This window comes from Micromonospora mangrovicola (assembly GCF_047200535.1).
In the GTDB taxonomy this organism is placed as follows: domain Bacteria; phylum Actinomycetota; class Actinomycetes; order Mycobacteriales; family Micromonosporaceae; genus Micromonospora.
This window is the reverse complement of sequence record NZ_JBJZOG010000003.1, coordinates 54602-80826: the sequence shown is the minus strand read 5'-3', so window position 1 is coordinate 80826 and position 26225 is coordinate 54602. Positions and strand designations below refer to the sequence as shown.

24 protein-coding genes and 1 riboswitch are annotated in these 26225 nt (G+C 74.7%); of the genes, 17 read left to right on the top strand and 7 right to left on the bottom strand.

Annotated elements, in window-relative coordinates; genetic code table 11:
• Positions 1 to 36: 36 nt before the first annotated feature.
• Positions 37 to 528 carry a DUF3145 domain-containing protein gene (locus tag ACL02O_RS02085; protein WP_412816195.1) on the bottom strand — a complete coding sequence of 164 codons (492 nt, stop codon included), beginning with the start codon at positions 526 to 528 and terminating at the stop codon, positions 37 to 39.
• A 325-nt stretch (positions 529 to 853) separates the two neighbouring features.
• On the opposite strand from ACL02O_RS02085, the gene ACL02O_RS02080 reads away from it, so the two are divergent.
• The gene (locus tag ACL02O_RS02080) at positions 854 to 1183 is read left to right on the top strand and encodes a hypothetical protein (protein WP_412816194.1); all 330 of its coding nucleotides are present in this window, start codon (positions 854 to 856) and stop codon (positions 1181 to 1183) included.
• Between the two features lie 188 nt (positions 1184 to 1371).
• On the opposite strand, the gene ACL02O_RS02075 is transcribed toward ACL02O_RS02080, so the two are convergent.
• Positions 1372 to 1992 (bottom strand): carbonic anhydrase, encoded by a 621-nt coding sequence (locus ACL02O_RS02075; protein WP_412816193.1) that lies wholly within the window; start codon positions 1990 to 1992, stop codon positions 1372 to 1374.
• Positions 1993 to 2140: 148 nt separating this feature from the next.
• Here ACL02O_RS02075 and ACL02O_RS02070 point away from each other — a divergent pair, with 148 nt between their 5' ends.
• From ACL02O_RS02070 to ACL02O_RS02050, 5 genes are all read left to right on the top strand, one after another.
• Positions 2141 to 3166, top strand: a complete 1026-nt coding sequence (locus tag ACL02O_RS02070; protein WP_412816192.1) for an alpha/beta fold hydrolase — start codon at positions 2141 to 2143, stop codon at positions 3164 to 3166.
• Between the two features lie 120 nt (positions 3167 to 3286).
• A complete protein-coding gene (locus tag ACL02O_RS02065; protein WP_412816191.1) occupies positions 3287 to 5404 on the top strand; it encodes a HelD family protein in 2118 nt (705 codons plus the stop codon).
• Positions 5405 to 5510: 106 nt separating this feature from the next.
• Positions 5511 to 6425 (top strand): cation diffusion facilitator family transporter, encoded by a 915-nt coding sequence (locus tag ACL02O_RS02060; protein ID WP_412816190.1) that lies wholly within the window; start codon positions 5511 to 5513, stop codon positions 6423 to 6425.
• A 143-nt stretch (positions 6426 to 6568) separates the two neighbouring features.
• Positions 6569 to 6700, top strand: a riboswitch (cyclic di-AMP (ydaO/yuaA leader).
• A gap of 5 nt (positions 6701 to 6705) precedes the next feature.
• Positions 6706 to 7773, top strand: coding sequence for a coiled-coil domain-containing protein (locus ACL02O_RS02055; RefSeq protein WP_412816189.1), 1068 nt, complete (start codon positions 6706 to 6708; stop codon positions 7771 to 7773).
• A 107-nt stretch (positions 7774 to 7880) separates the two neighbouring features.
• Positions 7881 to 8393: a hypothetical protein gene (locus ACL02O_RS02050; protein WP_412816188.1), complete on the top strand. Its 513-nt coding sequence runs from the start codon at positions 7881 to 7883 to the stop codon at positions 8391 to 8393.
• A 1-nt stretch (position 8394) separates the two neighbouring features.
• Here the strand turns inward: ACL02O_RS02050 and ACL02O_RS02045 are convergent, their stop codons facing one another.
• The gene (locus tag ACL02O_RS02045; RefSeq protein WP_412816187.1) at positions 8395 to 8880 is read right to left on the bottom strand and encodes an SRPBCC family protein; all 486 of its coding nucleotides are present in this window, start codon (positions 8878 to 8880) and stop codon (positions 8395 to 8397) included.
• A 133-nt stretch (positions 8881 to 9013) separates the two neighbouring features.
• Between ACL02O_RS02045 and ACL02O_RS02040 the strand changes: the two genes are divergently transcribed.
• Together ACL02O_RS02040 and surE are read left to right on the top strand one after the other, a co-directional pair.
• The gene (locus ACL02O_RS02040) at positions 9014 to 9994 is read left to right on the top strand and encodes a 1-phosphofructokinase family hexose kinase (protein ID WP_412816186.1); all 981 of its coding nucleotides are present in this window, start codon (positions 9014 to 9016) and stop codon (positions 9992 to 9994) included.
• The gene (gene surE / locus ACL02O_RS02035; RefSeq protein ID WP_412816185.1) at positions 9991 to 10812 is read left to right on the top strand and encodes a 5'/3'-nucleotidase SurE; all 822 of its coding nucleotides are present in this window, start codon (positions 9991 to 9993) and stop codon (positions 10810 to 10812) included. Before ACL02O_RS02040 ends, surE begins: the two co-directional genes overlap by 4 nt.
• 9 nt (positions 10813 to 10821) lie before the next feature.
• Here the strand turns inward: surE and ACL02O_RS02030 are convergent, their stop codons facing one another.
• On the bottom strand, positions 10822 to 11181 hold the full coding sequence (locus ACL02O_RS02030) for an STAS domain-containing protein (RefSeq protein WP_393184951.1): 360 nt from the start codon (positions 11179 to 11181) through the stop codon (positions 10822 to 10824).
• A gap of 431 nt (positions 11182 to 11612) precedes the next feature.
• Between ACL02O_RS02030 and ACL02O_RS02025 the strand changes: the two genes are divergently transcribed.
• The gene (locus ACL02O_RS02025; RefSeq protein ID WP_412816184.1) at positions 11613 to 12017 is read left to right on the top strand and encodes a hypothetical protein; all 405 of its coding nucleotides are present in this window, start codon (positions 11613 to 11615) and stop codon (positions 12015 to 12017) included.
• A gap of 54 nt (positions 12018 to 12071) precedes the next feature.
• Here ACL02O_RS02025 and ACL02O_RS02020 read toward each other — a convergent pair whose 3' ends face one another.
• Together ACL02O_RS02020 and ACL02O_RS02015 are read right to left on the bottom strand one after the other, a co-directional pair.
• Positions 12072 to 12710 (bottom strand): maleylpyruvate isomerase N-terminal domain-containing protein, encoded by a 639-nt coding sequence (locus ACL02O_RS02020; protein ID WP_412816183.1) that lies wholly within the window; start codon positions 12708 to 12710, stop codon positions 12072 to 12074.
• A gap of 118 nt (positions 12711 to 12828) precedes the next feature.
• Complete coding sequence (locus tag ACL02O_RS02015) at positions 12829 to 15570, bottom strand: cellulose binding domain-containing protein (RefSeq protein ID WP_412816182.1); 2742 nt, start codon at positions 15568 to 15570, stop codon at positions 12829 to 12831.
• Positions 15571 to 15857: 287 nt separating this feature from the next.
• On the opposite strand from ACL02O_RS02015, the gene ACL02O_RS02010 reads away from it, so the two are divergent.
• From ACL02O_RS02010 to ACL02O_RS02000, 3 genes are read left to right on the top strand one after another with little or no spacing between them, the layout of a single operon-like run.
• Entirely contained in the window at positions 15858 to 16535 is a 678-nt protein-coding gene (locus ACL02O_RS02010) for a BON domain-containing protein (protein WP_412816181.1), read from the top strand.
• Between the two features lie 59 nt (positions 16536 to 16594).
• On the top strand, positions 16595 to 17089 hold the full coding sequence (locus ACL02O_RS02005; RefSeq protein WP_412816180.1) for a redoxin domain-containing protein: 495 nt from the start codon (positions 16595 to 16597) through the stop codon (positions 17087 to 17089).
• Entirely contained in the window at positions 17089 to 17640 is a 552-nt protein-coding gene (locus ACL02O_RS02000; protein WP_412816179.1) for a DsbA family protein, read from the top strand. Before ACL02O_RS02005 ends, ACL02O_RS02000 begins: the two co-directional genes overlap by 1 nt.
• A 38-nt stretch (positions 17641 to 17678) precedes the next feature.
• On the opposite strand, the gene ACL02O_RS01995 is transcribed toward ACL02O_RS02000, so the two are convergent.
• Positions 17679 to 20678, bottom strand: a complete 3000-nt coding sequence (locus ACL02O_RS01995) for a LuxR C-terminal-related transcriptional regulator (RefSeq protein ID WP_412816178.1) — start codon at positions 20676 to 20678, stop codon at positions 17679 to 17681.
• Positions 20679 to 20877: 199 nt separating this feature from the next.
• Here ACL02O_RS01995 and ACL02O_RS01990 point away from each other — a divergent pair, with 199 nt between their 5' ends.
• The 5 genes from ACL02O_RS01990 (at position 20878) to serS (ending at position 26209) form a co-directional block, all read left to right on the top strand.
• Entirely contained in the window at positions 20878 to 21312 is a 435-nt protein-coding gene (locus ACL02O_RS01990) for a hypothetical protein (protein ID WP_412816177.1), read from the top strand.
• Positions 21309 to 22457 (top strand): alcohol dehydrogenase catalytic domain-containing protein, encoded by a 1149-nt coding sequence (locus ACL02O_RS01985; protein WP_412816176.1) that lies wholly within the window; start codon positions 21309 to 21311, stop codon positions 22455 to 22457. The genes ACL02O_RS01990 and ACL02O_RS01985 overlap by 4 nt, the downstream gene beginning before the upstream one ends.
• A 31-nt stretch (positions 22458 to 22488) precedes the next feature.
• A complete protein-coding gene (locus ACL02O_RS01980) occupies positions 22489 to 23676 on the top strand; it encodes a saccharopine dehydrogenase family protein (protein WP_412816175.1) in 1188 nt (395 codons plus the stop codon).
• 47 nt (positions 23677 to 23723) lie between these two features.
• Positions 23724 to 24803: a DNA polymerase III subunit beta family protein gene (locus ACL02O_RS01975; protein WP_412816270.1), complete on the top strand. Its 1080-nt coding sequence runs from the start codon at positions 23724 to 23726 to the stop codon at positions 24801 to 24803.
• A gap of 119 nt (positions 24804 to 24922) precedes the next feature.
• Positions 24923 to 26209, top strand: coding sequence for a serine--tRNA ligase (gene serS, locus ACL02O_RS01970; RefSeq protein WP_412816174.1), 1287 nt, complete (start codon positions 24923 to 24925; stop codon positions 26207 to 26209).
• The last annotated feature ends 16 nt before the right edge of the window (positions 26210 to 26225 follow it).

Here is a 26225-nt window from a genome sequence, read left to right as displayed (position 1 = left end):
ACCAGGCTCCGCGCACCGGGGCAACTTGCCCCGTGGTCAGCCCACTCTGGTGAGCAGAGTCACCGGCGCGCCGTCCCCGGCGTACCGGTACGGCTCCAGTTCGGCGTCCCAGGCGGTGCCGAGCGCCTTGTCCAGCGCGTGCGCCAGGGCCTCCGGGGCCCGGGCCGACGCCATGATGGCGCGCAGCCGGTCCTCGCCGAGCTGGATGTCGCCGGCCGCCCCGACGGTCGCCCGGAACAGGCCCCGGCCGGGGACGTACATGAACCGCTCGCCGTCGACGCCCGGGCTCGGTTCCTCGGTCACCTCGAAACGGATCATGGGCCACTGCCGCAGGGCAGCAGCCAGTTCGGCGCCCGTCCCCGGGCTGCCGGTCCACCCGCACTCCGCGCGCCGGGCGGCGGGGTCGACGGGCTGGGCCGTCCACTCCAGGTTGACCGGCGCGGCGAGGACGCGCGCGATCGCCCACTCGACGTGCGAGCACACGGCGAGTGGGGTCGAGTGGACGTAAACGACGCCACGCGTTGGCACGGTGACCTCCCGGTGAGCGAGGTGCGTCTTCCCCTACGACCTCGTGCACCCGAGTGGTGTCCGTGGAACACATGATGACTGTTGTGACGGATGGTACGCCAGCGAATCGGAAAATTCGCCGCCGCCGGTGGCCGGGAAATACCCGGGCGGCTGACCCCGTTGACCCCCGTGACGGCGCGATGACCAGCCAGGCGTCGAGGTCGTGTACAGTTCTCTGGGCGGTTCTGCGCCGCCGTACATCTTCGCGGGCCGAGGCTCATCTGGGCGTCACCCGCAACAGCCCCCGGACGTTTCAGTCCTCCCGTACGTCTCAAGGAGTACCTCCGTGGCGAGCAACACCTCTAAGACCGCGCGCGCGTCAGTCCGGGCCGGCCAGGCTGGCCAGGGTGGCGCCCTCAGCGTGCTGGGCGAGTTCAAGTACCTGATCCCGCTGAACGGCGGCAAGCACGCCTACGTGCGCAACCTGACCAACGGCAAGACCGAGCACCTGCGCACCGACTCCGAGGCCTTCGTCGAGGAGATCCGGACGCTGGCCGCCGCCGGCCACGCCGCCAAGATCCGCGCCGAGATCAACGGCCTGGCCGCCGCCCACCCGGACCACGGCTGGGACAAGACCGAGAAGCGTCTCGTCGAGGCCGGCGTCTTCGAGGGCTGAGCCCCTCACCAGCGACACCCAGAACCGCCCGCCGGGGTCACCCGGCGGGCGGTTCTGTCTTTCCTGGTTCCGCCGGGTTGATCGACTCGGTTCACGGCGATCCGGGGCATCCCGCAGCCGGAAGACCCCTGATCGCCGCCCGCCCGCAGCCGGGCGACGGGCGGCGGGCGGCGGGCGGCGGGCGGCCGTTACTCCTCGGGGAGCAGGGCGACCTCGCCGGTGGCCAGGTCGTAGAGGGCACCGACCACCGCCACCCGCCCGGCCGCGACCGGCCCGGCGAGCAGGTCGTCCGCGCTCAGCATGGTCACCGTCCGCCGCACGTGCCGGCGGACCGCGAGCGGGTGGACCTGCGGGTCGTCCGCGCCGACCTCGGCGACCGCCGGGGCGATCCGCGCCACCAGGTACGCCAGCGAGCCAGCCGGTCGCCGTCCGGTGCGCAGCGCCTCCACCGCCGAGCCGACCGCCCCGCAGCGCTCGTGCCCGAGCACCATCACCAGCGGCACCCCGAGCTCGCCGACCACGAACTCGATGGAGCCGAGCACCGCGCGGTCCAGGACGTGCGCGCCGGTGCGGATCACGCAGATCGAGCCGAAAGTCTGGTCGAAGATCGCCTCCAGCGGCACCCGCGAGTCGATGCAGCCCAGCACGACGGCGTAGGGCTGCTGGTCACCGGAGGCGACCGCCGCGGCGGCGGTGACGTCGTGGCCGTGCACCGGCTGGCCGCTGACGAAGCGGCGGTTGCCGGCCAGCAGCTCGGCCAGGGCGCCACGCGGGGTCCGGGTGGCCGGGGTGCGGCTCGGCGGCGGCATGCCTCAAGGGTGGTCACCGATCCGAACGCGCGCAGTCGGGTTCGGAATCTTCTCACCACCACGGTTGGCGTGTTGTCATGACGGGTAGCCGGTTGTTACCGCCGGGTTACGCCGGTGAGCGACGCCGGCCGGCCCGGGGAGGTTCACGATGCCGGAACACCTGGAGGTACGGCTTTCCGACGGCGTACGCCTGCACGCCGAGGCCACCGGACCGGTGGACGCCGAGATCACCGCGATCCTGCTGCACGGCTGGACGCTGGACGGGCGCAGCTGGCACCGCCAGCTCGCCGCGCTGCGGGCCCGGTTCGGCGACCGGATCCGGGTGGTGACCTACGACGCCCGCGGTCACGGCCGGTCGAGCTGCATGCCGCTGCGGACGGCGACCCTGAGCCAGCTCGGCGACGACCTCGCCGCGGTGCTGGACGAGATCGCCCCGCGCGGGCGGATCGTGCTGGTCGGGCACTCGATGGGCGGGATGACGGTGATGGAGTACGCGCACCGCCACCCCGGGCACTTCGCCGCCCGCACCGCCGGGCTGGTCTTCGTCTCCACCACCGCCGAGGGGCACACCCACACCGTCTACGGGCTCTCGCCGCGGATCGCCCGGCTGATCCGGCTCGCCGAGACCACGGGCGCCGGGGTGCTGGCCCGATGCGGCTCCTGGCGGCCCCCGCGCGCCCTGCTGCGCGCGTTGCGGCCCAGCATCCGCTGGATGCTGTTCGGCGACCGCTGCGACCCGTTCGACATCCGCCTGGTCACCTCGGCGGTGGCGCACGCCTCGCTCCGCTCGATCGGCGGGTTCCGCGCCTCGATCGGCGCCCAGCACCGGCTGGACACCCTGGCCGCGCTCGGCGAGTTGCCGGCCGCCGCGCTGGTCGGCGACCGGGACCGGCTCACCCCGCCGCCCTGCGCCGAGTCGATCGCCGCGACGCTGTCCAGCACCGAGCTGACCGTCTGCCCCGGGGCCGGGCACATGCTGATGATGGAGCGCCCGGACGAGGTGAATGCGGCCCTCGCCGCGGTGCTCGACCGGGCGCTGGCCCGGCCGGCGGCCCCGGCCCGCGCGGTGCGGGCACCGGCGACCTGCCGGCGGACGGTCGCCCGGCGGCCCGACGACGTGGATGACCGGCCGGCGGCGGGAGCGGCCGGAGCCGGGGTGGGAACGGCCGGATAACGGGCAACCGGCGCGGGCGGAGACCGGGCACCGGCATGGCCCCGACACGGGCCGGAACGCCGGGCCCGTACCCTCATTCAGCCGCCCGTACCCGCCACGTGACCATCAGGAGCCCCCGCGTTGAGCGACCAGACCACCCTGGAACGGGAGATCGCCGTCGAACAACGGCATCTCGACCGGGTGTACGCCCGGCTCGCGGAGCTCCGTCGCGCGGCTGCCGAGGCCGAGCGGGAGGGCTACCGGCTGGCCCGGGTCGGCAACTTCGGCGCGCTGGTGGAGCGGGACGCGATGGTCTTCCACGCGGCGCAGCGTCGGCACGTGCTGGACGCCGAGCACGAGGGGCTGGTCTTCGGCCGGCTCGACCTGCGTACCGGACAGGTCCTGCACGTGGGCCGGCTCGGGGTGCGCGGCGAGCAGGCCGAGACGCTGGTGGTGGACTGGCGGGCGCCGGCCGCCGCCGCCTTCTACCAGGCCACCCCGGCCGAGCCGATGGGCGTGGTACGCCGCCGCACCATCCAGTCGTCGGCGGAGAAGGTCACCCGGATCGAGGACGACCTGCTCGACCCGGAGTCCGCGCCGCCGGACCTGGCGGTGGTCGGCGACGGCGCGCTGCTGGCCACCCTGTCCCGGGCCACCGGGCGGGGCATGCGGGACATCGTCGCCACCATCCAGCGGGAACAGGACGAGGCGATCCGTTCCCCCGGCAACGGCGTCACGATCGTCTCCGGCGGCCCGGGCACCGGCAAGACGGCGGTGGCCCTGCACCGCGCGGCGTACCTGCTCTACTCGGACCGGGCCCGGTACGCCGGCGGCGGCATCCTGGTGGTCGGCCCGTCCGGGGTGTTCGTCGAGTACATTGCCTCGGTGCTCCCCTCGCTCGGCGAGGAGACCGCCACCCTGCACTCGCTCGGCTCGCTGTTCCCCGGGATGTCGGCGACGCGTACCGACCCGCCCGAGGTGGCGGCGGTGAAGGGCTCGCTGCGGATGCGCCGGGTGCTGGAGCGCGCGGTCCGGGACGCGGTGCCGGGCGCCCCCACCGAACTGCGCCTGCTCTACCGGGGCGAGCTGCTCCGGCTGGAGCGGGCCGAGCTGGACGCGATCCGGGACCGGGCGCTGCCCCGCGGGGCGCGGCGCAACGAGGTGCGCCGGGTCGGCTTCGACGCCGTGCTCGCCGCCCTGTACGCGCAGGCCCGCACCCTGCGGGTGGGCCGGCTGCCGGAGCAGCCCGCGTTCGAGGACGAGATCATCGAGCGGCCGGAGTTCCGGGAGTTCCTGAAGGCGTGGTGGCCCCGGCTGCACCCCCGGCACGTGCTCGGCTGGCTGGCCCGTCCGGAGCGACTGCGCCGGTACGCCGGCGGCGTGTTGTCCGGGGCGGAGATCCGGCTGCTCGCCGGGGCGTACCGGAGCCTGGACACCGAGGGACTGACCATCGCTGACGTGGCGCTCCTGGACGAGCTGGACGCGCTGCTGGGCAAGCCGGTCCGGCGGCCGAAGCCCCGGCGCGACCCGTTCCAGCTCGCCGGGGGTGTCCGTGAGCTGAGCACGTACGCCGACCGGCAGCGGGCGGCCCGGGCGGCGGCCCGGGAGCGGCCGGAGGATTACCGCGACTACGCCCACGTGGTGGTCGACGAATCCCAGGACGTCTCGCCGATGCAGTGGCGGATGATCGGCCGGCGGGGTCGGTTGGCCTCCTGGACGGTGGTCGGCGACCCGGCGCAGACGGCCTGGACCGGCGACCCGCAGGAGCTGACCCGGGCCCGCGACCAGGCGTTGGGACGTCGTCGCCGGTACCGGTACGAGCTGACCACCAACTACCGGAACTCGGCGGAGATCTTCGCGGTGGCGGCGGCGGAGATCCGCCGGCTCTACCCGGACCTGGCGCTGCCGACCGCGGTGCGCTCCACCGGGGTGGCTCCGATCGAGCGGACCGTGCCGGCCGCCGGGCTGCCCGACGCCACGGTGGAGGCGGCCCGCACTCTGCTGGACGCGGTCGAGGGCACGGTCGGCGTGATCAGTCCGGTGCCGCGCCGCGACGAGGTGGCCGGCTGGCTGGGTGACCTCGGTGGCGGCCGGCTCCAGGTGGTGACCAGCCTCCAGGCCAAGGGGATGGAGTACGACGGCGTGGTGCTGGTCGCTCCGAGCGAGATCCGGGCCGACCCGGGCTCCGGGGTGCGGACCCTCTACGTGGCGCTGTCCCGCGCCACCCAGCGCCTCGTCACCCTCGATCCGGTGCGCTGAGTGTCCCCCGTGCGGGTGGGCCGGGGACATCCGGCGTTCATTTGCACACATAGCGATGTGAGCATAGATTGAGCCCGGCCGGGGCGCGGGACGAGAGGGTGTGGACGTGGGCGCGGGTCATGACCACAGCGGGATGGCGGCCAACGCCGCGCACCGCCACCGGGGTCGACTCTGGGCCGCGTTCGGACTGCTCACCGCCCTGATGCTGGTCGAGGCGGCGACCGCGTTCATCACCGGCTCGCTGGCCCTGCTCTCCGACGCCGGGCACATGTTCACCGACGTGCTGGGGATCGGGATGGCCCTGGCCGCGATCACCGCCACCCGCCGCGCCGACACCGACCCGCAGCGCACCTTCGGGCTCTACCGGCTGGAGGTGCTGGCCGCCCTGGCCAACGCGGTGCTGCTCGGCGCGGTCGCGGTCTACGTGCTGGTCGAGGCGGTCCGCCGGTTCGGCGAGCCACCGGAGGTCCTCGCCGGCCCGATGCTCGTCGTGGCGGTGCTCGGCCTGCTCGCCAACGTCGCCGCGTTCGCGCTGCTGCGCAGCGGCGCCCAGGAGAGCATCAACCTGCGCGGGGCGTATCTGGAGGTACTCGGCGACCTGCTCGGCTCGCTCGGGGTGATCGGCGCCGCCCTGGTCATCGCGCTCACCGACTGGTGGTGGGCCGACCCGGTGGTCGCGGTCGCGATCGGGCTGTTCATCCTGCCGCGCACCTGGCGGCTCGGCCGGGCCGCGGTGCGCATCCTGGTGCAGGCCGCCCCGGAGCACCTCCAGGTGACCGCGGTGCACGACCGGCTGGCCGCGGTGCCCGGCGTCGCCGAGGTGCACGACCTGCACGTCTGGACGCTCACCTCCGGCATGGAGGTGGCCTCGGCGCACCTGACCATGACGCCCGGCGCGGAGGTCGGCGAGGTCCTCGCGGCGGCCCGGGCCGCGCTGCACGAGGACTTCGGCATCGATCACGCCACGTTGCAGACCGAACCCGGAGCGTCCCCCGGGGCCTGCAGGCCGGTCGAGTGGTAATTAGGACAATCTTAAATCCAAGTGGCTATTGTGTGGCTATGCCGGTTTTAACCCTGACTGACCGCCCCGCCACCCGGGCCCGGTCGAGGGCCCGCCGGTAGGCTCGGTCGCGGCCTCCGCCGGGCGGCGCCCGCCGGCGCCAGGGGCGGCCGTCGCCTAATCGCCGCAGCACGGCGAGCCGGGGAACCACGTACCTGGGGTGCATCCGCGCCAGCGGTAGGGATCTTCCGTCCCGAACCCGTCAGCTAACCCGGTCGGCGGTTGACGGAAGGAAACGTGAATGCCATCAGTGGCACCTGTACGACGGACGGCCGCCCGGTTGGCGGCCCTGCTCGTCGCGACGCTCACCCTCGGCGTCGCGACCGTGCCGGTCTCCCCCGCCTCGGCGGCTTCCCCGACCGGCCTGCTCGCCGCCGCGCCCGGCGACGACGAGGGCGGCACCCCCGCCCTGCGCGCCCAGCTCGACGCGGCCAGCAAGGGCTGGCTGGAGGCGCGGACCGCGTTGAACCGCTCGGTGGCGCGGCAGAAGGAGCTCGCCGCCCAACTCGTCACCATCGACGCCGAGCTGGGCACCCGCGACGACAAGGTCGGCGAGATCGCCGCGGTGGCGTACCGGAGCGGACGGCTCGGCACCGCCTCGGCGCTGCTCGGCAGCGGCAGCCCGGAGGGCTTCCTCGACCGGGCCGCCGCGCTGGGGCAGGTCGCCGCGCACGAGGACCGGGCGTTGCGCGATCTGATCGACACCCGGGACCGGGCCACCCGCACCCAGACCGCGCTGAACGGTGAGATCCAGGAACAGCGCAAGCAGGTCGCGGTGATGGCCAAGCGCAAGCAGCAGGCCGAGCACGCGCTGGAGGTGGCCAACAAGAAGGCCGCCACCACGGACAGCAGCGGCACCCGCGGCACGTCCACCGCGACCGCCACTCCCGCGCCGCGCAACGCCGACGGCTCCTGGCCGCCGGAGTCGTGCAGCGTCAACGACCCGACGCCCGCCGACGGCTGCATCACCCCACGCACGCTGCACGCCCTCCAGCAGGCCAAGGCCGCCGGGTTCACCCGGTACGTCTCCTGCTACCGGCCCAGCGGATCCGGCGAGCACCCGAAGGGCCGGGCCTGCGACTTCGCCGCCCAGAAGGACGGCTTCGGCGGGGTGGCCACCGGCGGCGACAAGACGTACGGCAACAACCTGGCGGCGTACTTCATCCGGAACTCCGACGCGCTCGCCGTGCTCTACGTGATCTGGTACAAGCAGATCTGGCTGCCGAGCAGCGGGTGGAAGGCGTACAGCGGCGGCAACGGTGACCCGTCCAGCGACCACACCAACCACGTCCACCTGTCGGTCTACTGACGTACCGTGGCCCGCCGTGCGGCGGGCCACCGTACGTCCGGCGGCGTACACCGGATGTCGTCTCCGGCCCCACGACGCCACCCGTCCGGCGGCGCAGGATCGGCAGCATGAGCCGACTCTCCCCCGCCGGGCGCAAGGCCCTGCTCACCGTGCACCTGGTCACCTCGCTGGGCTGGCTCGGCGCGGACCTGGTGCTGCTCACCCTGGGCGTCGCCGGGCTGCGCGGGGCCGACCCCGAGGTGGTCTACCCGACCGCCGGGCTGCTGGTCACCTGGCTGTTCGCCCCGCTGAGCGTGGCGGTCTGGCTGATCGGGGTAATCAGCGCGCTGCTCACCCCGTGGGGCCTGCTGCGCTGGCGCTGGGTGCTGGTGAAGTTCGCGATCACCACGGTGATGTTGGGCCTGGTGCTGCTGGCGCTCACCCCACGAGTCCGGGAACTCGGCGCGCTGGGCGCGGACGCATCCCCGCACCTGCGGGCCGATCTGGTCGTCGCGCCGGCCGTCTCGACCACCCTGCTGCTCGTCGCCACCGTGCTGTCCACCTACAAGCCGTGGGGGCGGCTGCGGCGGGCGACCGCGCCGGCGGCCCGGCAGGCGGTGCCGGCCGGGCGGCGGGCCTGAGTCAGCCGGCGCGCCCCTGCTCCAGGGTCGCGCCGAGCCGGCTGGCCAGGCCGAGGTGGGCCGCGCGGGCCTGCCGGAAGGCGTACCCGAACAGGGGCGCCGGGGCGGAAAGGGTGATCTCGACGTCGATCCGCACCACACCGTCGGGCTCGTCCCGCAGCCGGGTGTGGTTGCGCACGGTGGTGGCCGGCTGCTGCCGGGCCACGGTTACCACCTCGTCGTCGTTCGCGATCAGCACGTCGGCCTGGTAGGTGACCGGAAAGTGCAGCGGACCCAACTCCAGCCGGTCGGTGATCGCGTAACTGGCCAGGGCGCCGGGCCGGGGCGGCAGTTCACGGACCCGGACGATCAGCGGATGCAGCTCGTCCTGCCGGGTCAGGTCGCTGAGCAGAGCGGACGCCTCCGCCCGCGGGCAGCGGGCCTGCACGGTGTAGCTGAAGCTGTCGCTGCTGAGCAAGCCTTCCCCCTCGCCGTCGACGGTCCGCACGATCGTCCCGTACCCGGGCCGGCCTGGCAACGGTCGAAGGTCCCCACCGTGCCGGCATGACACGGGGGCGGGCGGGGAATCCGGCGCGCCGGGACGGCGCGACAAGGAGGCCGGGCATGGACGGGTACGCCGGATGAGCGCGCACGTGATGGTGTTCGCGCCGACACCGCGGCTCACGGTCACCGTCGACCAGCCGGCCGACCACCCCGAACTGCACCTTCACCCCGGCGGGCAGGGGGTGTGGCAGGCCCGGATGATCCTCTCCCTGGGCGTGCCGGTGACGCTCTGCACCAGCCTCGGCGGTGAGATCGGCCAGGTGCTCGAACCGCTGCTGATCAGCGAGGGGGTGCAACTGAGGGTGGTGGTGCGCGACTCCGGCGGCAGCGGCGGTTACGTGCACGACCGCCGGGCCGGCAGCCGGCGGGAGATCGTCGACGTGACCGGCCACCCGCTGAGCCGGCACGAGTTGGACGAGCTCTACAACCTCACGCTCGGCGAGGGGCTGCGGGCCCCGGTCAGCGTGCTCAGCGGGCCCAGCCATCCCGACCTGGTCCCGGCCGACCTCTACCGGCGCTTCGCCGCCGATCTGGGCGCCAACGGCAGCCGGGTGGTGGTGGACCTGCGCGGCGAGCACCTCGCCGCCGTGCTGGCCAGCGGCGTCTTCTTCCTCAAGATCAGCCACGAGGAGCTGATCGCCGACGGCCGGGTCGGGGGCGACGACGAGGAGGAGCTCACCCGGGCCATGTACGACCTGCACGCCACCGGCGCGGAGACCGTGGTGGTGAGCCGGGCCGAGCGGCCGGCGCTGGCCCTGGTCGACGGGGAGGTCTTCGAGGTGGAGATGCCGAGGCTGGAGGCGGCCGACCCGCGCGGCGCGGGTGACTCGATGACCGCCGGGGTGGCCGCGGTGGTGGCCCGGGGCGGCGACGTGCGCACCGCGATCCGCACCGGCGCGGCGGCCGGGGCACTCAACGTCACCCGACACGGGCTGGGCACCGGACGGCTGGACTCGATCACGGGGCTGGTGGAGCGGGTCCGGCTGGTGCCGGCGGGCTCCCGGCCGCAGGAGCGGACCACCCCGGACGAGCTGGCCGAGCGGGCGGCCGAGCGATGATGCCACGGATCCTGGTGACCAACGACGACGGCATCGCCGCACCGGGCATCGGCGCATTGGCCAAGGCGGCGGTGGACCGGGGGCTGGACGTGGTGGTGGCCGCGCCGCTGGAGGAGGCGAGCGGCACCAGCGCCGCGATGACCGCGGTGGAGCAGAACGGGCACGTCGTGGTCCGTGACCACCCGCTGCCGGAGCTGCCCGGGGTGCCCGCGTACGGGGTCGGCGGTTCGCCCGGCTTCATCGCGCTGATCGCGGTGCACGGCGCGTTCGGGCCACCGCCGACGGTGGTGCTCTCGGGCATCAACCGGGGGGCCAACGCCGGCCGGGCGGTGCTGCACTCGGGCACGGTGGGCGCCGCGTTCACCGCCGCCGCCAACGGCTGCCGGGCGATGGCCGTGTCGCTGGACGTGCTCTCCGCCGGAGACGCCACGGCGGCCAGCGGCGGGGCCGCGGTGGCCGCCGCCGCTCGGGTACGCGACGCCGAACGGCACTGGTCCACCGCCGCCCGGGTGGCCCTGGACCTGCTGCCCCGGCTGTTGGCCGGGCCGGTGGAGAGCATCCTCAACGTGAACGCCCCGGACCTGCCGCACGGCCGGCTGCGTGGGGTGCGCAAGGGCTCGCTGGCCAGCTTCGGTCAGGTGCAGATGACGGTCGCCGAGACCGGCCACGGCTTCGTCCGCACCTCACTGGAGGAACCCGGACAGTCCGTCCAGCCGGGCACGGATCTGGCCCTGCTCGCCAGCGGGTACGCCTCGGTCACCGCGGTCCGGGCGGTCACCGAGGTCGCCGACGTCGACCTGTCCGGCCTCGGAGGCTGAGCGTGGGTGTCAGGCCCCGGGGAGGACCTCGGAGCCACTGTCGGCGAAGTAGGGCTCGGGAGCGCCGAAGAGGCCCAGCAGGCCGGTGACCCAGAGCTGCCGGTGCACGAAGCGGCTCGGCTCGGTGACCACCAGCTTGACGCCGCTGACCTCGGCGGTCTGGAAACCGGCGACCATGGCGCTGATGCCGACGGAGTCGATGAAGGTGACCAACCGCATGTTCAGCTCGATCCGGGCCGGACGGCCCTTCGCGAGCACCTCGGCAATCGCTTCCCGTACCTCGTACGCGGTATCGACGTCGATCTCGCCCCGCGGGGCGATCTGGATGACACCACCCGGCAGAACCGACTTCACGATCGACAGGCTCACGCGAGCACCTCCACTCGCCCGTACGGGCGCCTCATCAGTACGCGGGCCGCGACCGAGCGTATTCCTCCAACCGCCTCGGTCGCCACCCCTCGGGATGAGCAATTCGCGGACTGGGCACACCTGGGCATCCCAATCCGGACCTTCCAGCTCCCATTTCCCTGCGACAGGTGTCGCCGCTCATCCAACGATCGTCCGACCCCGGCCGATCCGCCGAACCAGGGTAGCGGCCCCCCGCTCGTCCGGCCGGTAGCCCGCCCCGGCGCGTTAGGCTGGTTCCTCCCGGCCTGCGCCGTTCGGCGGCCCCCGGCCGGCGGGCGTGGTTTGCGCCGGGTCCGGGACGGGCACTGGCCGGTCAGGAGACCGTCACGCGCTGGCTGAGCACCGGAGTCCGGCCGCCGCCGGGCCTCCGGCACCCCCAAGGAGGTAGCACGATGTTCGGAAGCAATCTGCTGGACCGCCGGAGCAAGCCCGAGCGGATCGCCGACCAGGCGCGGCAGCACCTGATCTCCGCCCTCGACTCCGCCGGGGACAGCGTCAAGGACGCCGCCCGCTCCGCCCGCCGCAACGGCTCCGGGTTGGCCGATGACGCCACCGGCCTGGTCGGTTCCGCCGCCGACGAAGCCCGCCGCCGGGCCGGCCTCGCCTTCGACGCCCTCGCTGGCCGCCGGCCGGCGCTGCCCTGGACGCTGCTGATCGCCGCGGCCCTGGCCGGTGCGGCGCTCGGCTGGGCCGCCGGCACCGCCGCCCGGGCCGCCGGCAGCCGGGCCCGCGAGCTGGACGACATCGAGTTCGTGGACGTCGACCGCCCGGACTCCCCCGTCGGCCTGGACGACTGACCCGCCCCTGACGCACCGGCGGCGGCGTCCCCGGCCGGGGACGCCGCCGGTGCGTCAGAAGGCGGCGACGGTCGCCGGCGCCCGCTCGGCGCGGCTGAGCGCGCGGAGCACCGCGGGCTGCCCGTGCCGGCGTACGGCGAGCCGGGCGAGCAGCGCCAGCACCGGGTCCAGCACCTCGGTGGGCAGTTCCGGGGTGGGTACCCCGACGCTCACCGCGAGGTCGTCGGAGTGCACGGCGAGTTCCATCAGCCGGGTGGTGAGGTAGTCCTCCAGGCTCAGCGACCACGGCCCCCGGGCCAGGTGGACGACCCGGCCGTCCGGCTCGGCCGGCAGCGCGACGGCCAACCCGGCGAGCGCGGCCCGGGCAGCGGCGAGCAGCGCCTCGGGGCCGTCGGCGGCGATCCGTTCGCCGGAGGCGCGGATACCCACGTTCACCTCGTCGTCGACCGACGCGCCGATCCAGGTACCCCGGGCGTAGTGGTCGAGCAGGCCGATCGGCTCGTCGGCCGGGACCGGCTCGGCGAGCACCCCGGGCACGGCGAGGATCTGGGAGGCGAGGTGGCCGGCGAGCCCGCCGACCCGGAACTCCGGGAGGGCGCTCGGCGCGTCCCACTTCTCCGCCACCGCCGGGTCGGCGAGCAGCGCCGCCGCCGAGCGGGCGGCAGTCAGCCAGGCGGTCCTGATCGGGTTCATCGGACGTACCCCTCTCGTCACGGTCCGGGCCGAGCCTACCCACCAAGATCGAACCCGGCGGACCCGGACGCGGCGGTGGCCGCCCCGCGGCCGGGACGGCCACCGCGGCCGGGCTGGGTCAGCGGGCGGTGCAGGACACCGCCGACACCCGGTTCGCGCCGGTCCAGCTGCCGGTGAAGCCGGCGGTGGTGCTCCCACCGGCGCCGAGGTTGCCGTTCCAGCCGGCGTCCCGGACCGTCACCGCCGCCCCGGACTGGGTGTACGACCCGTTCCAGAGCTGGGTGATCTGCTGCCCGTCCGGGAAGGTCCAGGACAGGGTCCAGCCGGCGATCGGGGCGGCGCCGGAGTTGCGGACCGTGAGCTCCGCCTGGAAGCCGCCCGGCCAGGAGTTCGTCACCGCGTACGTCGCCGCGCAGCCGCTGCTGGTCGGGGACGGGCTCGGCGAGGTCGGGGACGGGGTCGGCGAGGTGGGCGACGGGGTCGGCGAGGTCGGGGAGGGACTCGGCGAGGTGGGCGACGGGGACGGGCTGGCCGAGGTCGGCGACGGGCTGGGCGTGCCGGCGAGCCGGTCGGCGACCAGGATGCCCCGGCCGTTGGTGCCGAGATAGACCCGGCCGTAGACCCGCGGGTCACCGGTCAGCGCCTCGCCGGCGTTGCCGTACTGGTGCTGGTCGTCGTTGATCCGGACCCAGCTCGCGCCGGTGTCGTCCGAGCGGTAGACGCCGTGCTTGCCGTCCACCGTGCCGATGGTGAACAGCGCCGGGTACGTCTTTCCGGGCGCGGCCTTGCCGAAGCCGACGTTGATGGTGGTGTCGACACCGGTCATCCTGGTGAAACTCGCGCCGGAGTTGGTCGAGTGCCACAGGCCGCCCTCGCCGGCCAGCCAGATGTCGCCCTCCACGCCCGGAAGCGCCTTGAACTTGACCCCGCTGGTGGGCAGGCCGCTCGCCGCGGTGGCGGTGAAGGCCGCCCCGCCGTTGGTGCTGACGTAGAACTTCCCGTTGCTGAACCCGTAGAACCTGTTCGAGTTGACCCGGTCGGACTCGACCGTGGCGTTGGCCGGTATGCCGGTGGCGGGCGTCCACGAGTTGCCGAAGCCGAACGACCGGACCACCTGCTGACCGGCGTCGCCGGGCGCCCAGACGAACTGGCTGCCGTCGGCGGACGCGGCCACCGTGCCGCCGCTGTTGATCCCGGACGGTTCGGTGCCCTGGAACCAGTTCGCGCCGCCGTCGGTGGAGAACGCCACGTGGCTGTCGCCCGGCCGGTCGGCGTCGGTGAAGTTGCCCGCCCGAACCATGATCGACGGCTTGGTCTCGGCGTAGTCGAGGCTGGTGGTGCTGGTGAAGTTCGGCTGGGTGAACATCATCGACGGCACCGCGGTCAGGTCGGTGTGGCGGAAGCCGCCGATGTCCCCGAGCGCGCTGACCAGCGGGGCGCCCGACGGCGGGCTGACCAGGTCGAGCACCGCGGTCTCCTCCAGCCCCTTGACCATGGGCCGGATGGTGAATGTGCCGCCGGTGTCCCACTTGGTCAGGTCGGTGGTGCCGTAGATGGTGGCGCCGGTGCCGTACATCATCCGGTTGCTGTCGAACGGGTCGATCTCCACCGACTCGTTCATCCAGCCCAGCTTCGGGCTCTCCTCCGGCGGGGACGGGTTGGTGCCGAAGGTCAGCCACGGCACCGAGCTGATGTCCATCGTGTACTTCTTGCTGCGGTTCGGGTAGCTGGACCAGTCCCAGATCCGGGTCCAGTTCGCCCCGCCGTCGGTGCTCCGCCAGAAGATCGCGTCCGGCCACCAGGAGATCTGCGTGGCGACCATCAGGGTGTTCGGGTGCTGCCGGTCGATGGTCAGGCCGGCGTAACCGAAGTACGCGTCGCCGCTGGACGACGCAACCGGGCTGATCTGCGTCCAGGCGCCGGTGGCCCGGTTGAACTTCCACACGTCACCCTTGCCGCCGTCGTACGGACCGCCGGTGTCGCTGGTGGCGATGTAGAGGTAGCCGCCGACCGGGTCGACCACCCCCTTGTGGGCCAGGTACCCGGTGGGCTGCCCGGCGATCCGCTCCCAGGTGGCGCCGCCGTTGGTGGTCCGGTAGACCGGGTTCTGCTTGTCCGCCACCCCGACGTAGACGGTCTGCGTGGCGTTGCCCGCCGTGCCGGTGCTCTTGTCGAGACTGACCCAGGTCAGGCCCTGGTTCTGGCTCTGGTAGCCGCTGCTGTCGTTCGGGTCGGCGCGGTAGTTGCCGACGTTCGGGAAGTTCGCCACCTTGGCCCAGGTCACCCCGTAGTCGGTGCTGCGCCACAGGCCGTTGCCGCCTTCGGCGCCGTAGTACAGGATGCTGTTCTTGTTCGGGTCGACCGCGAGCCGCTCACCCATGCCCCGGCCGGGCATGTTGCCGCCGTTCTTGAACGGCAATTCGGTGGCCTGCCAGGTGGCGCCCCTGTCGGTGGAGCGCAGGATCGCCCCGTTGTTCGGGTCCCAGTCGTTGGTGTACATGCCGACCGCCGCGTACACCCGGTTGGTCTGCACCGGGTCGGTGGCGAGGCTGACCACTCCGTTCCGGCCCCACTTGTCCGCGCCGACCGAGTCCAGCAACGGCGTCCACGACTGGGTGGCCTGTTCCCAGCGGTACGCGCCGCCGATGTCGGTGCGCGCGTAGATCAGGTTCTTCTCGGTCTGGTTGAAGATGATGCCGGGAACGAAGCCGCCGCCGTCGATCCGGACGTTCTTCCAGGTGTACGGCTCGGCCGAGGCGGCGGCGGCCGGGGTGGCGGGAGCGGCGGCGAACTGCACGGCGACGGCCGCGGCGGTGGCGGCCAGCGCGGCTGCGGCCGCGCCGGCGAGACTTCTGCGCATGGGCGGGTTCCTCTCGGTTGCCCGTGACGGGAGCGACGTGGGGACGGTGGGGAGCTGCCCGGGGCTCCCCGTCGGCGTGCTCGGCTCCCGCAGGCCGAGGGGCATTCACCCTAACCGCTGCGCTCCCGAATTTGGAAGCGCTCCCAACCAGTTCCCTCACCCCGAAGGGATGAGGGCAGGTCACCCGGGGTGCGGACAGGATCGTGGTGCGGGCGCCCGTGCCCGCACCGCCTCGACGCCGCCGCCGGCGGCTCGTGCCGCCAACCGATCCGGGAGGGAGCCACCGCATGGCCACCACGACGATCACCCGCACCGACCAGGACATCCAGTCCGACGTCCTCGACGAGCTGACCTGGGAACCCCGGGTACGCCCCAACGAGATCGGGGTGACCGTCACCGAGGGGGTGGTGACGCTGACCGGATGGGTGGACAGCTACGCCAAGAAGTGGGCCGCCGAGCGGGCCGCACACCGGGTCTCCCGGGTCCGGGCGGTCGCCAACGACCTCGCCGTGCGGATCGCCACCTCCGCCGAGAAGAGCGACCCGGAGATCGCCACCGCCGCCAGCCGGGCCCTCGAGTGGGACGCGTTCGTGCCGATCGAGGCGCTGGACGTGACCGTCGCGGACGGCTGGGTCACCCTGCACGGCGAAGTCGAGTGGGAGTACCAGCGCCGGGCCGCCGAACGGGCGGTCGGCCGGCTCAGCGGCGTACGCGGGGTGAGCAACGGGATCACCGTCCGGCCGTCCGTCGGGTTCGACGGGCGCGACCTGGCCGAGCGGATCGTGGACGCGCTCGCCCGGAACGGCGCCACCGAGGCCGAGGGGATCAGCGTCCGGGTCCACGGCGACACCGCCGTGCTGGCCGGCCTGGTGCACTCGATCCCGGAACGGGAGGAGATCGAACGGGTGGTCTGGTCCGCCCCCGGCATCCGCGAGGTGCACAACCACGTGACGGTGGGGCGCTGAGCCGAACCACCCAGGGCGGGTGATCCCCGCTCACCCCGGCGCGCGCCAGTGTGGGAGCCATGACTGATCCGAACGGGCTGATCAGACCCGGGCGGCCCGCGCCCGGGTTCACCCTGCCGGCGACCCCGGACGGGCGAGAGGTAGGCCCCGGCCAGTTCCCCGGCCGCCCGGTGGTGCTCGCCTTCTACCCGGCCGACTTCACGCCGGTCTGCGGCGACCAGATGGCGCTCTACCAGGCGGCCATGCCCGAGCTGGAGCGGTACGACACGGTGCTGCTGGGCATCTCGGTGGACAGCGTGGACTCGCACCAAGCCTTCGCGGAGAGCCGGGGGATCCGGTTTCCGCTGCTGGCCGACGTCGAGCCCAAGGGCGAGGTGGCCCGCCGGTACGGCGCGTACACCCCGCAGGAGCAGGCAGCCCGGGCGCTGGTGGTCATCGACCCGGCGGGCACGGTGGCCTGGAGCCACCTCTCGCCGATGGACGTCAACCCGGGGGTGGACGGCATCCTCGACGTCCTCGACCGGCTGGACGCGGATCGGCAGGTGGCCACTTGATGACGACGCCACTGCAGGTCACCACCGCCCGGCTGCGGACCCCGGTGACCGAGACGGACCACGCCCGCGGGCCGGTCGACGCGCCGGTCACCATCGTCGAGTACGGCGACTTCCAGTGCCGGTTCTGCGGGGCCGCGCACCCGAACCTGGCCGAGGTGTTGCGCCAGCGCGCGGACACCGTCCGGCTGGTCTACCGGCACTTTCCCATCGCCAACGTGCACCCGTACGCGGAGAGCGCCGCCGAGGCGGCCGAGGCCGCCGCCCGGCGGGGCCGGTTCTGGGAGATGCACGACTGGCTCTACGAACACCAGGACCAGCTCGATCCGGTGCACCTGTCGCTCGGCATCGAGCAGCTCGGGCTGCCACCCGACGAGGTCGGCGCGGAGGTGGGGCGGCAGGCCCACGCCGACCGGGTCCGGCGGGACTTCGTCGGCGGCATCCGCAGCGGGGTGAACGGCACCCCGACGCTCTTCTTCAACGACGTCCGCCACGACGGCGGCTACGACCTGGCGGACCTGCTGGCCGCCGTCGACGCCGCCGCCACCACCTGACCCCGCCGTCAGATCAACCCTGCCGGACGGCTCCGCCGTCAGATCAACCGGAGCTCGCGCGCCCGCCGGACCGCCTCGCGCCGGCGGGTCGCGTCGAGCTTGCGGTAGATGTTGCGGACGTGGGTCTTCACCGTGTTGACCGACAGGGACAGCTCACCGGCGATCTCCACGTTGGACAGGATGCTCTGCAGATAACGCAGGATGGTCAGCTCCCGCTCGGTGAGCGGCTCGTCCAGCGCCCGCGCCGGGGCGGCGGAGCGCTCGGCCGACTCGTCGGCCCGCCGCTCGTCCACCCCGCGCACCAGGTCGCTCACCGTCGCCCAGTGCGCCGTCCCGGAGTCCAGGTGCGCGGCGAGCAGGTCGCGTACCACCGGCGCGGCGTGGGTGAAGATCCGCCGGTAGCCCTGCGGCTCGGCGAGGTCGAGCACCTGCTCCAGGACCCGCCCGGCCCGCCGGTCGTCGCCCCCGTCGTGCGCCACGACCGCGTCGAGAAGGCCGGCCGCGAGCCGCAGCGGCAGCGGCCAGGCTCCGGCGGCGGGCCCGGCCCAGTCCGGCACCGTCCGCCCGGCGGCCCGGGGATCGCCGGCCCGCAGCTCCACCCGGCCCAGCGCCACCCCGAGCGCCGCCGCGCGTGTGTCCGGCCCGGAGCCGGCCGCCGGGCCCGCCCGTCCTCCGGCGACGCTCCGGTCCACGCCCACTCCTCCGGTCGTCGGCACGGCCGGCCCGGCGACGCTCCGATCCCCGCCCACTCCTCCGGTCAGGACGGCCCGCCCGAGGACGCCGCCGGGCCTCCGCTCCCCGGCGCCACCGAGCCGGGCGAGGGCGTCGCCGAGCATCGAGCGGGCGGTGTCCACGTCACCGACCAGGGCGCGCAGCTGCGCCTCGCCCGCGGTCAGCCAGACGGCCAGCTCCGGCCCGGGCGCGGTCTCCCGGGCCGCGGCGAGGGCCCGCAGGGCGGCCGCCGGCTCACCCCCGGCCGCCAGCAGCTCAGCCCGGCAGAGCACGGCCAGCGCGCCCGCAGCGGGCTCCCCGGTGGCCGGGCCGGCGAGGGTCAGGTTCGCCGCCGCGTCCGTCGGCTCGTCCCGGTGCCACGCCACCAGAGCCAGCGCCAGGTACGCGTAGCCGCAGTCGAGCCGGCAGGACCAGCCCTGGCAGGCGGGCATCGCCAGCGCCTCCCGGGCGGTCCGCTCCGCCGCCCGCAGGTCGCCCCGGGCCGCGTCCAGCAACGCCGACCGACTGGCGCAGACCAGGGCCGTCCGCGACCGGCCCGCCCCGCGGGCGGCCACGAGCGCCTCGGCGAACCGCTCCCGGGCGGCGGGCAGCTCCCCCTCGGCCAGCGCGACCAGGCCGAGCGCGGTCCCGGCGACCGCCCGGACATCGGCGTCCTCCGCCGCCCCGGCCCGCGGGTCGTCGCCCGGTCCGGCCGGGCCGGTACCGGTGGCGAGCAGCCGTTCGGCGGCCCGCCGTACCTCCTCGTGGTCGCCGGTGAGCCGGGCCAGGGTGAGTTCCTGCGCGATGGCCAGTCGCCGGAACCGGCCCCGGCGCGGGGCGGGCAGGTCGCGTCCGGATTCGACGGCGCGCCGCAGGTGCCCGGCCGCCGCCTCGACGTCACCCGCGTACGCCCGCTCGGCGGCACAGGCCAGCGCGAGTTCCGGATCCCGGTGGACCGCCTCGGCGGGCGGCCCGGTCGGGGGTGGCCCGGCCGGTACGTCCCGGTCGTACGCCATCAGCTCCGGCCATCGGGCGATCAGCAGCTCGGTGGCCCGGTTCCACTCGCCCCCGGCCAGCGCGTGCCGCAACGCCTCTGCCGGCCGGCCGTTGCCCGCGTACCAGTCGGCCGCCCGCCGGTGCAGCTCGCGCAGCTCGTCGCCGGGGAGCCGGCCCAGCTCGTCGTGGAGCAGGTCGGCCAGCAGCGGGTGGCACCGGTACCAGGGCGGGCTGCCGCCGTCCTGCTGGAGGAAGCCGCCCGCCCGGGCCAGGCCGGCGAGCAACTGGCCCGCGTCGGACCGCCCGGTCACCGCGTCGGCCAGGTCGGGGCAGACGGCCGCCGCGACGGCGCTGCGGCGCAGCACCTCCCGGGCCGCCGGGTCGAGCGGGGCGAGCACCTCGTCGCGCAGGTAGCCGGCGACGTCCGGCTGGTCGCCACCGAACCGCTCGGCCGCCCGCGCCGGGTCGGCCTCGACGCGCAGCGCCAGCGCGGCGAAGCGCAGCCCGGCCGGCCACCCGCCGGTGCGTTCCCGCAGCCCGGGCACCGCCGCCGCGGGCAGCGGCACGCCGTGCGCCACCAGCAGGTCGGCCACCTCGTCGTCGGTGAACGCCAGCTCCGCCGGGCCGAGTTCGGTCAGCTCGCCGGCCAGTCGCCAGCGATGCAGGGCCAGCGCCGGTCCGGTCCGCGCCCCGACCACCAGCCGCAGCCGCCCCTCGGCGTGCCGGAGCAGGAACTCCAGGCCGGTCAGCACGGCCGGATCGGTGACCCGGTGCAGGTCGTCCAGGACCAGCAGCACCGGGCGCTCCCGCCCGGCGAGCGCCGCGGCGAGCAGTTCGAGCTGGTCCGGCCGGGGTGGTACGTCGGGCACGGGTGGCTGCGATCCCCCGTCCGGCCCACCCGCCACGGCGGCCCGCAGCGCCGCCGCGAGGTACGACCAGAGCCGCTCCCCCGTGTCGCCGCCCTCCACCGACACCCAGGCCGGCGGCGGCTCGGCCCGCGAGGCACGCGCCCAGGAGGCGAGCAGCGTGGTCTTGCCCCAGCCGGCCGGGCCGGAGACCAGCGTCACCGGTCCGGCCACCCCCTGATCCAGCCGGTCCAGCAGCCGGGGCCGGACCAGCACCGGCTCGGGCGGCGCGGGCGCGGCCAACCGCGACGCCAGCAGCGGCCGGGCCGCCGGCCAGGCGCCCCCGGCCGGCGCGTCGGTGCCGGCGTCGGCCCGCACGATCCCGCCGACCGCCCCGGCGCCGCCCGCCGGGGCGTTGCCCCTCGCCGGTCCGGTGACATCGCCCGGCGTCTCCGCGACCTCGACGCGGTCAGCCCGTTCCGGCATCCGGCCCTCCCCGTCGCGTCCACTCCGCCAGTGCCGGGCCCGGTTACCCGGCGCGGGCCGGTTCACCCCTTCGGGGCGAACCCGCTTCACCCGGGCCGCCGGACCCTGGAGGCACGGGGCGGAACGCCTCCGTGGGCGGCCGGCCGCGCGTGACCGGCCGCCCGGCGGCCCGCGGCGACGTGAGGGGCAGGTGGCACGGATGGGACGGCTGACCGGATCCGGGATCGCCCTCGTGGCGGCAGGCGCGACCGCCGCACGCGCCCTGGTACGCCGTCTGAGGCGCTCGCCAGGCACGCCCCGGACCGATCCGCGACCCGGACGCTGGCAGGTGGTGACGGTGGCCGGCCGGCCCGAGGAGGTACTGCCGCTCGGCCGGTGGCCCGAGCCGCTGCGCCGGCTGGACGGCGCGGTGGAGCTGTACGCCCGCCCGGCGCCCGGCGGACGCGGCACCGAACTGGCCGCCCGGCCGCTCGGCGGGGACCGGGGCTTCCCCGGGATGGCCGCCCACCTGGTCGGCGACGATCCGGGCCGGTTCATCCGGCAGGCGTTGCGGGAGGCCAAGCAGCTCGCCGAGACCGGCGAGGTGCTCCGGGCGGACCGGTCCCGGCTCGACCGGTCGGAGGTGGCCGGATGAGGGCGCTCTGCTGGGTGGGCGGCGACGAGCTGGCCGTCCGCGAGGTCCCCGACCCGGAGCTGCGCAACGCGCAGGACATGATCGTCCGGGTCCGCCGCAGCGTCACCTGCGGGGCGGACCTGCCGCTGCTGGCCGGGCGGCTGCCGTACCTGGCCACCGGGGACGTGCTCGGGCACGAGTTCCTCGGCGAGGTGGTCGAGGTCGGGCCGCACGTGCTCCGGCACCGGGTCGCCGACCGGGTGGTGGTCTGCGCGACGATCGCCTGCGGGGCCTGCTGGTTCTGCCGGCAGGGCCTCTTCGCCTGCTGCGACAACGGCACGCCCGGCGCGCCGGAGGTCGAGTCTGCCTGGGACCAGCCCACCGGCGGCTGCTACGGCCACCCGGCCCGGGCGGGCGGCTTCGCCGGCAGCCACGCCGAGTACGTCCGGGTGCCGTACGCCGACGTCGGGGCGTTCACCGTGCCCGAGGCGGTCAGCGACGACCGGGCGGTGTTCGCCTCGGATGCCGCGCCGACCGGGTGGCTCGGCGCCGAGCTGGGCGAGGTGAGGCCGGGCGACGTGGTGGCGGTCTGGGGCGCGGGCGCCGTCGGCCAGCTCACCGCCGGGGCGGCTCTGGCCCGTGGCGCGGACCGGGTGGTGGTGGTTGACGATCACGACGACCGGCTGCGGATGGCCGAGCTGCACGTCGGGGCGGAGCCGCTGAACTACCGGTACGCGGATGTCCCCGCCGAGCTGCGGGAGCGCAGCGGCGGCCGGGGCCCGGACGTGTGCGTGGAGGCGGTCGGGATGGCCGCCGAACCGCCAGGGCTGCTGGGCCGGCTCGGTGGCGGCGCGGAGCGGCCGCTGGCGCTGCGCGAGGCGGTGCACGCCTGCCGCAAGGGCGGCACCGTGGTGGTGCTCGGCACCTGGACCGGATTCGTCGACGCGTTCCCACTCGGCGCGGTGCTGAGCAAGGGACTGACGGTCCGCAGCGCCCGGCAGCACGGGCAGCGCTGGATCCCGACGCTGCTCGACCGGATGGCCCGCGACGAGCTGCGCACCGAGCACCTGGCCACCCACCGGTTGCCCCTGGAGCGGGGCGCCGACGGGTACGCGTTGTTCCGCGAGCGGGCCGACGGTTGCGTCCGGGCGGTCTTCGCCCCGTGATCGGCGCGGCCGCGGGTGGCACACTCGGCGGATGCCCGACGACCGCTCGTACGATCTCGTTCTCTTCGGCGCCACCGGGTTCACCGGTGGCCTCACCGCCGAGTACCTGGCCCGGCACGCCCCGGACGGGCTGCGCTGGGCGCTCGCCGGCCGCAACCCCGGCAAGCTGGCCGGGGTACGCGACCGGCTGGCCGCGATCGACCCGAAGCTGGCCGACCTGCCGCTGCTGACCGCCGACGTGACCGAGCCGGCCTCGCTGCGCGCCGTGGCGGAGAGCGGCCGGGTGGTCGCCAGCACCGTCGGCCCGTACGTCCACCACGGGGAGCCGCTCGTCGCGGCCTGCGCCGCCGCCGGCACCGACTACCTGGACATCACCGGTGAGCCGGAGTTCGTCGACCTGATGTACGTGCGGCATCATGCCGAGGCCGTGCGTACCGGGGCGCGGCTGGTGCACGCCTGCGGCTTCGACTCGATCCCGCACGACCTGGGCGCCTGGTTCACCGTCCGGCAGCTGCCCACCGACGGGCCGGTCACCGTCGACGGCTACGTCCGGGCCGGCGGCCGGTTCTCCGCCGGGACGTACCACTCGGCGCTCACCGCGTTCTCCCGGACCGGGGAGATGAGCAGGGCGGCGAAGGCCCGCAAGGCGGTCGAGCCGCGGCCGGCGGGGCGGCGGGTCCGCGCCGTGCCGGGGAAGGTCGGCCGGGTGAAGGAGTTCGGCCTGTGGGCGGTGCCGCTGCCCACCATCGACCCGCAGGTGGTCCGCCGCTCGGCGGCGGCCCGGCCCGAGTACGGCCCGGACTTCCGCTACCGCCATTTCGCCGCGGTGAAGCGGCTGCCGACCATCCTGGCCGCCGGGGTCGGGATGGCCGGTCTGGTCGGGTTGGTGAAGCTACCGCCCGCCCGGCGCTGGCTGCTCGGCCGGCTCTCCTCCGGGCAGGGGCCGAGCGCCGAGCAGCGGGCGAAGTCCTGGTTCCGGGTCCGGTTCGTCGGCACCGGCGGCGGCCGGACGGTGCGCACCGAGGTGGCCGGCGGCGATCCCGGGTACGACGAGACCGCCAAGATGCTCGCCGAGTCGGCCCTCTGCCTGGCCTTCGACGACCTGCCGCCCACCGCCGGGCAGGTGACCACGGTGACCGCGATGGGTGACGCCCTGCTGGACCGGCTGGTCAAGGCCGGCATCACGTTCCGGGTGCTCGACGGGGGTGCGACCGCTTGACCCTCGACCGGGTTGAGGGCCCAGCATCGGACGTCGTGGAGAGTGAACTGCGCAGCATCGGCGGGCTGGCCCGGGCCAGCGGGCTGACGGTCAGCGCGCTGCGGTTCTACGACCGCTCCGGCGTGCTGGTGCCGGCCCTGGTCGACCCGGCCACCGGCTACCGCTGGTACACCGACGATCAGGTCGGCCCGGCCCGGCTGGTCGCCGGGCTGCGCCGGGTCGGGATGCCGCTGGCCGGGATCGCCGAGGCGCTGCGGCACCGGCACGAGCCGGCGGTGGTGCATCGGCTGCTCGACGCGCACCTGCGCCGGCTGGAGGACGGCCTGGCCGATGCCCGCCGCGAGCTCTCCCGGATCCGTACCCTGCTCGACCCGGAGGAGATCCCTGTGACCACCCGACTCGTGCTGTCCCGCACCGACCTGGCCGCCGCCGTGGACGCGGTCCGGTTCGCCGTCGGCGCCGACCCCGACCTGCCGGTGCTGGCCGGCGTGCTGCTCGAGGTGGAGCCGGACGGCGTACGGCTGGTCGCCACCGACCGGCACCGGCTGGCGGTGGCCCGGGCGGGCGGCAAGGTCGACGGCCCGCCGGTGCGCGCGCTGCTGCCGGTCGAGGCGGTCGACGAGCTGCGCGCGCTGCTCGACACCGGTGTGGGGATCACCCGGGAGGCGCACCTCACCGTCGCCCCGGACCGGGTGGCGGTCTCGGTCGCCGGCCGCCCGGTGGCCGCCGCCGCGCTGCCGTACGACTTCCCGGACTACCGCCGGCTGCTGCACGGGCAGTTCAGCGGCGCGCCGACGTACCGGATCCCGGTCGACGTGGCGGCGCTGCGCACCGCGCTCACCGCCGACGGCGCGCCGGTGCTGACCCGTGACAACAACGGGACGACGCACGAGGTGACCGTGCTGGGCCTGGACGACCGGGGCGGGCTGTGCCTGGTCGGGCCGGACGAGGCGGCGGCCCCGGACGCGGTGCGGGTGGGGGTGAACCGGGAGTACCTGCTCGACGCCCTGGACGCCGGGGACCGGGGGCAGCTCGTGCTGGAACTGGACGGCCCGATCGCCCCGCTGGCGCTGCGCCGCCCGGACGACGCGGACGCCTTCTCCATCCTCATGCCGGTCCGCCTCTGAGCATCCCGGCCGGGGCGGGCGGCGGGGTGGGCTCTCCGGGCCGTCCCGGCCGGGCGGGGCCGCGACGGTAGCATCTGGGGGTCCCACCTGACTGCCTGGACGGAGGCGTACGGAGCAGCATGCTCGACATGGAGTTGATCCGGAAGAATCGCGAGGCGGTGGCGACCGCGCTGGCGAAGCGTCTGGATCCCGCCGAGGTCAACCGGGCGCTGGACGAGATCCAGCGGCTCGACCAGGAACGTCGCGCCTTGATCACGGAGATCGACGCCGAGCGGCAGCGCCGCAAGGCCGAGGCGCGCGCGTACGCGGAGGCGAAGCGGTCCGGCACCACGCCGGAGCCGGTCGCGCCGGAGGCCGAGCGTAAGCAGCTCGCGGAGCTGGAGTCCCAGCTCGACGAGGTGCAGTCCCAGCTGCGCAACACCATGAGCGAGCTGCCCAACCTGCCCGCCGACGACGTGGTCGCCGGTGGCAAGGAGGCGAACCGGGTCGTCCGGACCTTCGGCGAGGCGCCGGCCATCGAGAAGGTCCGCGACCACGTGGAGCTGAGCCGCGCGCTCGGCCTGGTCGACCACGAGCGGGGCGTCAAGCTCGGCGGCTCGGGCTTCTGGATGTACACCGGCATGGGTGCCCGGCTGGAGTGGGCGCTGGTCAACTGGCTGATCGAGCAGAACATCACCGCCGGGTACGAGTTCCTGCTGCCGCCGCACCTGCTGCTGGACTCCGCCGGTTTCGCCGCCGGCCAGTTCCCGAAGTTCTACGACGACGTCTACCACCTGGACAAGCAGTCGGCCCCGCGCGGCCAGTTCCTGCTGCCCACGGCGGAGACGGCGATCCTCGGGGCGTTTCAGGACGAGATCCTGGAGACCGCGAAGCTCCCGCTGAAGGCGTTCGCGTACACCCCGTGCTACCGGCGCGAGGCCGCCGGCTCGCACTCGGACGAGCGCGGCACCGTGCGCGGCCACCAGTTCAACAAGGTGGAGATCTTCCAGTTCACCCTGCCCGAGCAGGCGGACGCCGCGCTGGAGTCGATGGTCGCCCACGTGGAGGGCCTGGTCGGAAAGCTGGGCCTGCACTTCCAGACCAGCCTGCTGGCGGCGGGCGACGCCAGCGCGGCGATGAAGAAGACCCTCGACGTCGAGGTCTGGATGCCGAGCACCGGGAAGTACAAGGAGGTGTCGTCGGTCTCCTGGGGCGGCGACTACCAGGCCCGGCGGGCGGCCATCCGCTACCGGGAGCCGGGCGGCAAGCAGACCCGTTTCGTGCACACCCTGAACGGCTCGGCGCTGGCCACCAGCCGGCTCTTCCCGGCCATTCTTGAGCAGTTCCAGCAGGCCGACGGGACGGTGCTGGTGCCGGACGTGCTCCGCGACAAGCTGGGCACCGACCGGCTCACCCCGGTCCGCTGACCGGCTGACGAGCGAC

Bases quoted from the DNA above. Each gene is read 5' to 3' on its own strand.
- ACL02O_RS02075 (WP_412816193.1), bottom strand. From the start codon at position 1,992: ATGCCGCCGCCGAGCCGCACCCCGGCCACCCGGACCCCGCGTGGCGCC.
- ACL02O_RS02070 (WP_412816192.1), top strand. From the start codon at position 2,141: ATGCCGGAACACCTGGAGGTACGGCTTTCCGACGGCGTACGCCTGCAC.
- ACL02O_RS02055 (WP_412816189.1), top strand. From the start codon at position 6,706: ATGCCATCAGTGGCACCTGTACGACGGACGGCCGCCCGGTTGGCGGCC.
- ACL02O_RS02050 (WP_412816188.1), top strand. From the start codon at position 7,881: ATGAGCCGACTCTCCCCCGCCGGGCGCAAGGCCCTGCTCACCGTGCAC.
- ACL02O_RS02040 (WP_412816186.1), top strand. From the start codon at position 9,014: ATGAGCGCGCACGTGATGGTGTTCGCGCCGACACCGCGGCTCACGGTC.
- surE (WP_412816185.1), top strand. From the start codon at position 9,991: ATGATGCCACGGATCCTGGTGACCAACGACGACGGCATCGCCGCACCG.
- ACL02O_RS02025 (WP_412816184.1), top strand. From the start codon at position 11,613: ATGTTCGGAAGCAATCTGCTGGACCGCCGGAGCAAGCCCGAGCGGATC.
- ACL02O_RS02020 (WP_412816183.1), bottom strand. From the start codon at position 12,710: ATGAACCCGATCAGGACCGCCTGGCTGACTGCCGCCCGCTCGGCGGCG.
- ACL02O_RS02015 (WP_412816182.1), bottom strand. From the start codon at position 15,570: ATGCGCAGAAGTCTCGCCGGCGCGGCCGCAGCCGCGCTGGCCGCCACC.
- ACL02O_RS02010 (WP_412816181.1), top strand. From the start codon at position 15,858: ATGGCCACCACGACGATCACCCGCACCGACCAGGACATCCAGTCCGAC.
- ACL02O_RS02005 (WP_412816180.1), top strand. From the start codon at position 16,595: ATGACTGATCCGAACGGGCTGATCAGACCCGGGCGGCCCGCGCCCGGG.
- ACL02O_RS02000 (WP_412816179.1), top strand. From the start codon at position 17,089: ATGACGACGCCACTGCAGGTCACCACCGCCCGGCTGCGGACCCCGGTG.
- ACL02O_RS01995 (WP_412816178.1), bottom strand. From the start codon at position 20,678: ATGCCGGAACGGGCTGACCGCGTCGAGGTCGCGGAGACGCCGGGCGAT.
- ACL02O_RS01990 (WP_412816177.1), top strand. From the start codon at position 20,878: ATGGGACGGCTGACCGGATCCGGGATCGCCCTCGTGGCGGCAGGCGCG.
- ACL02O_RS01985 (WP_412816176.1), top strand. From the start codon at position 21,309: ATGAGGGCGCTCTGCTGGGTGGGCGGCGACGAGCTGGCCGTCCGCGAG.
- ACL02O_RS01980 (WP_412816175.1), top strand. From the start codon at position 22,489: ATGCCCGACGACCGCTCGTACGATCTCGTTCTCTTCGGCGCCACCGGG.
- serS (WP_412816174.1), top strand. From the start codon at position 24,923: ATGCTCGACATGGAGTTGATCCGGAAGAATCGCGAGGCGGTGGCGACC.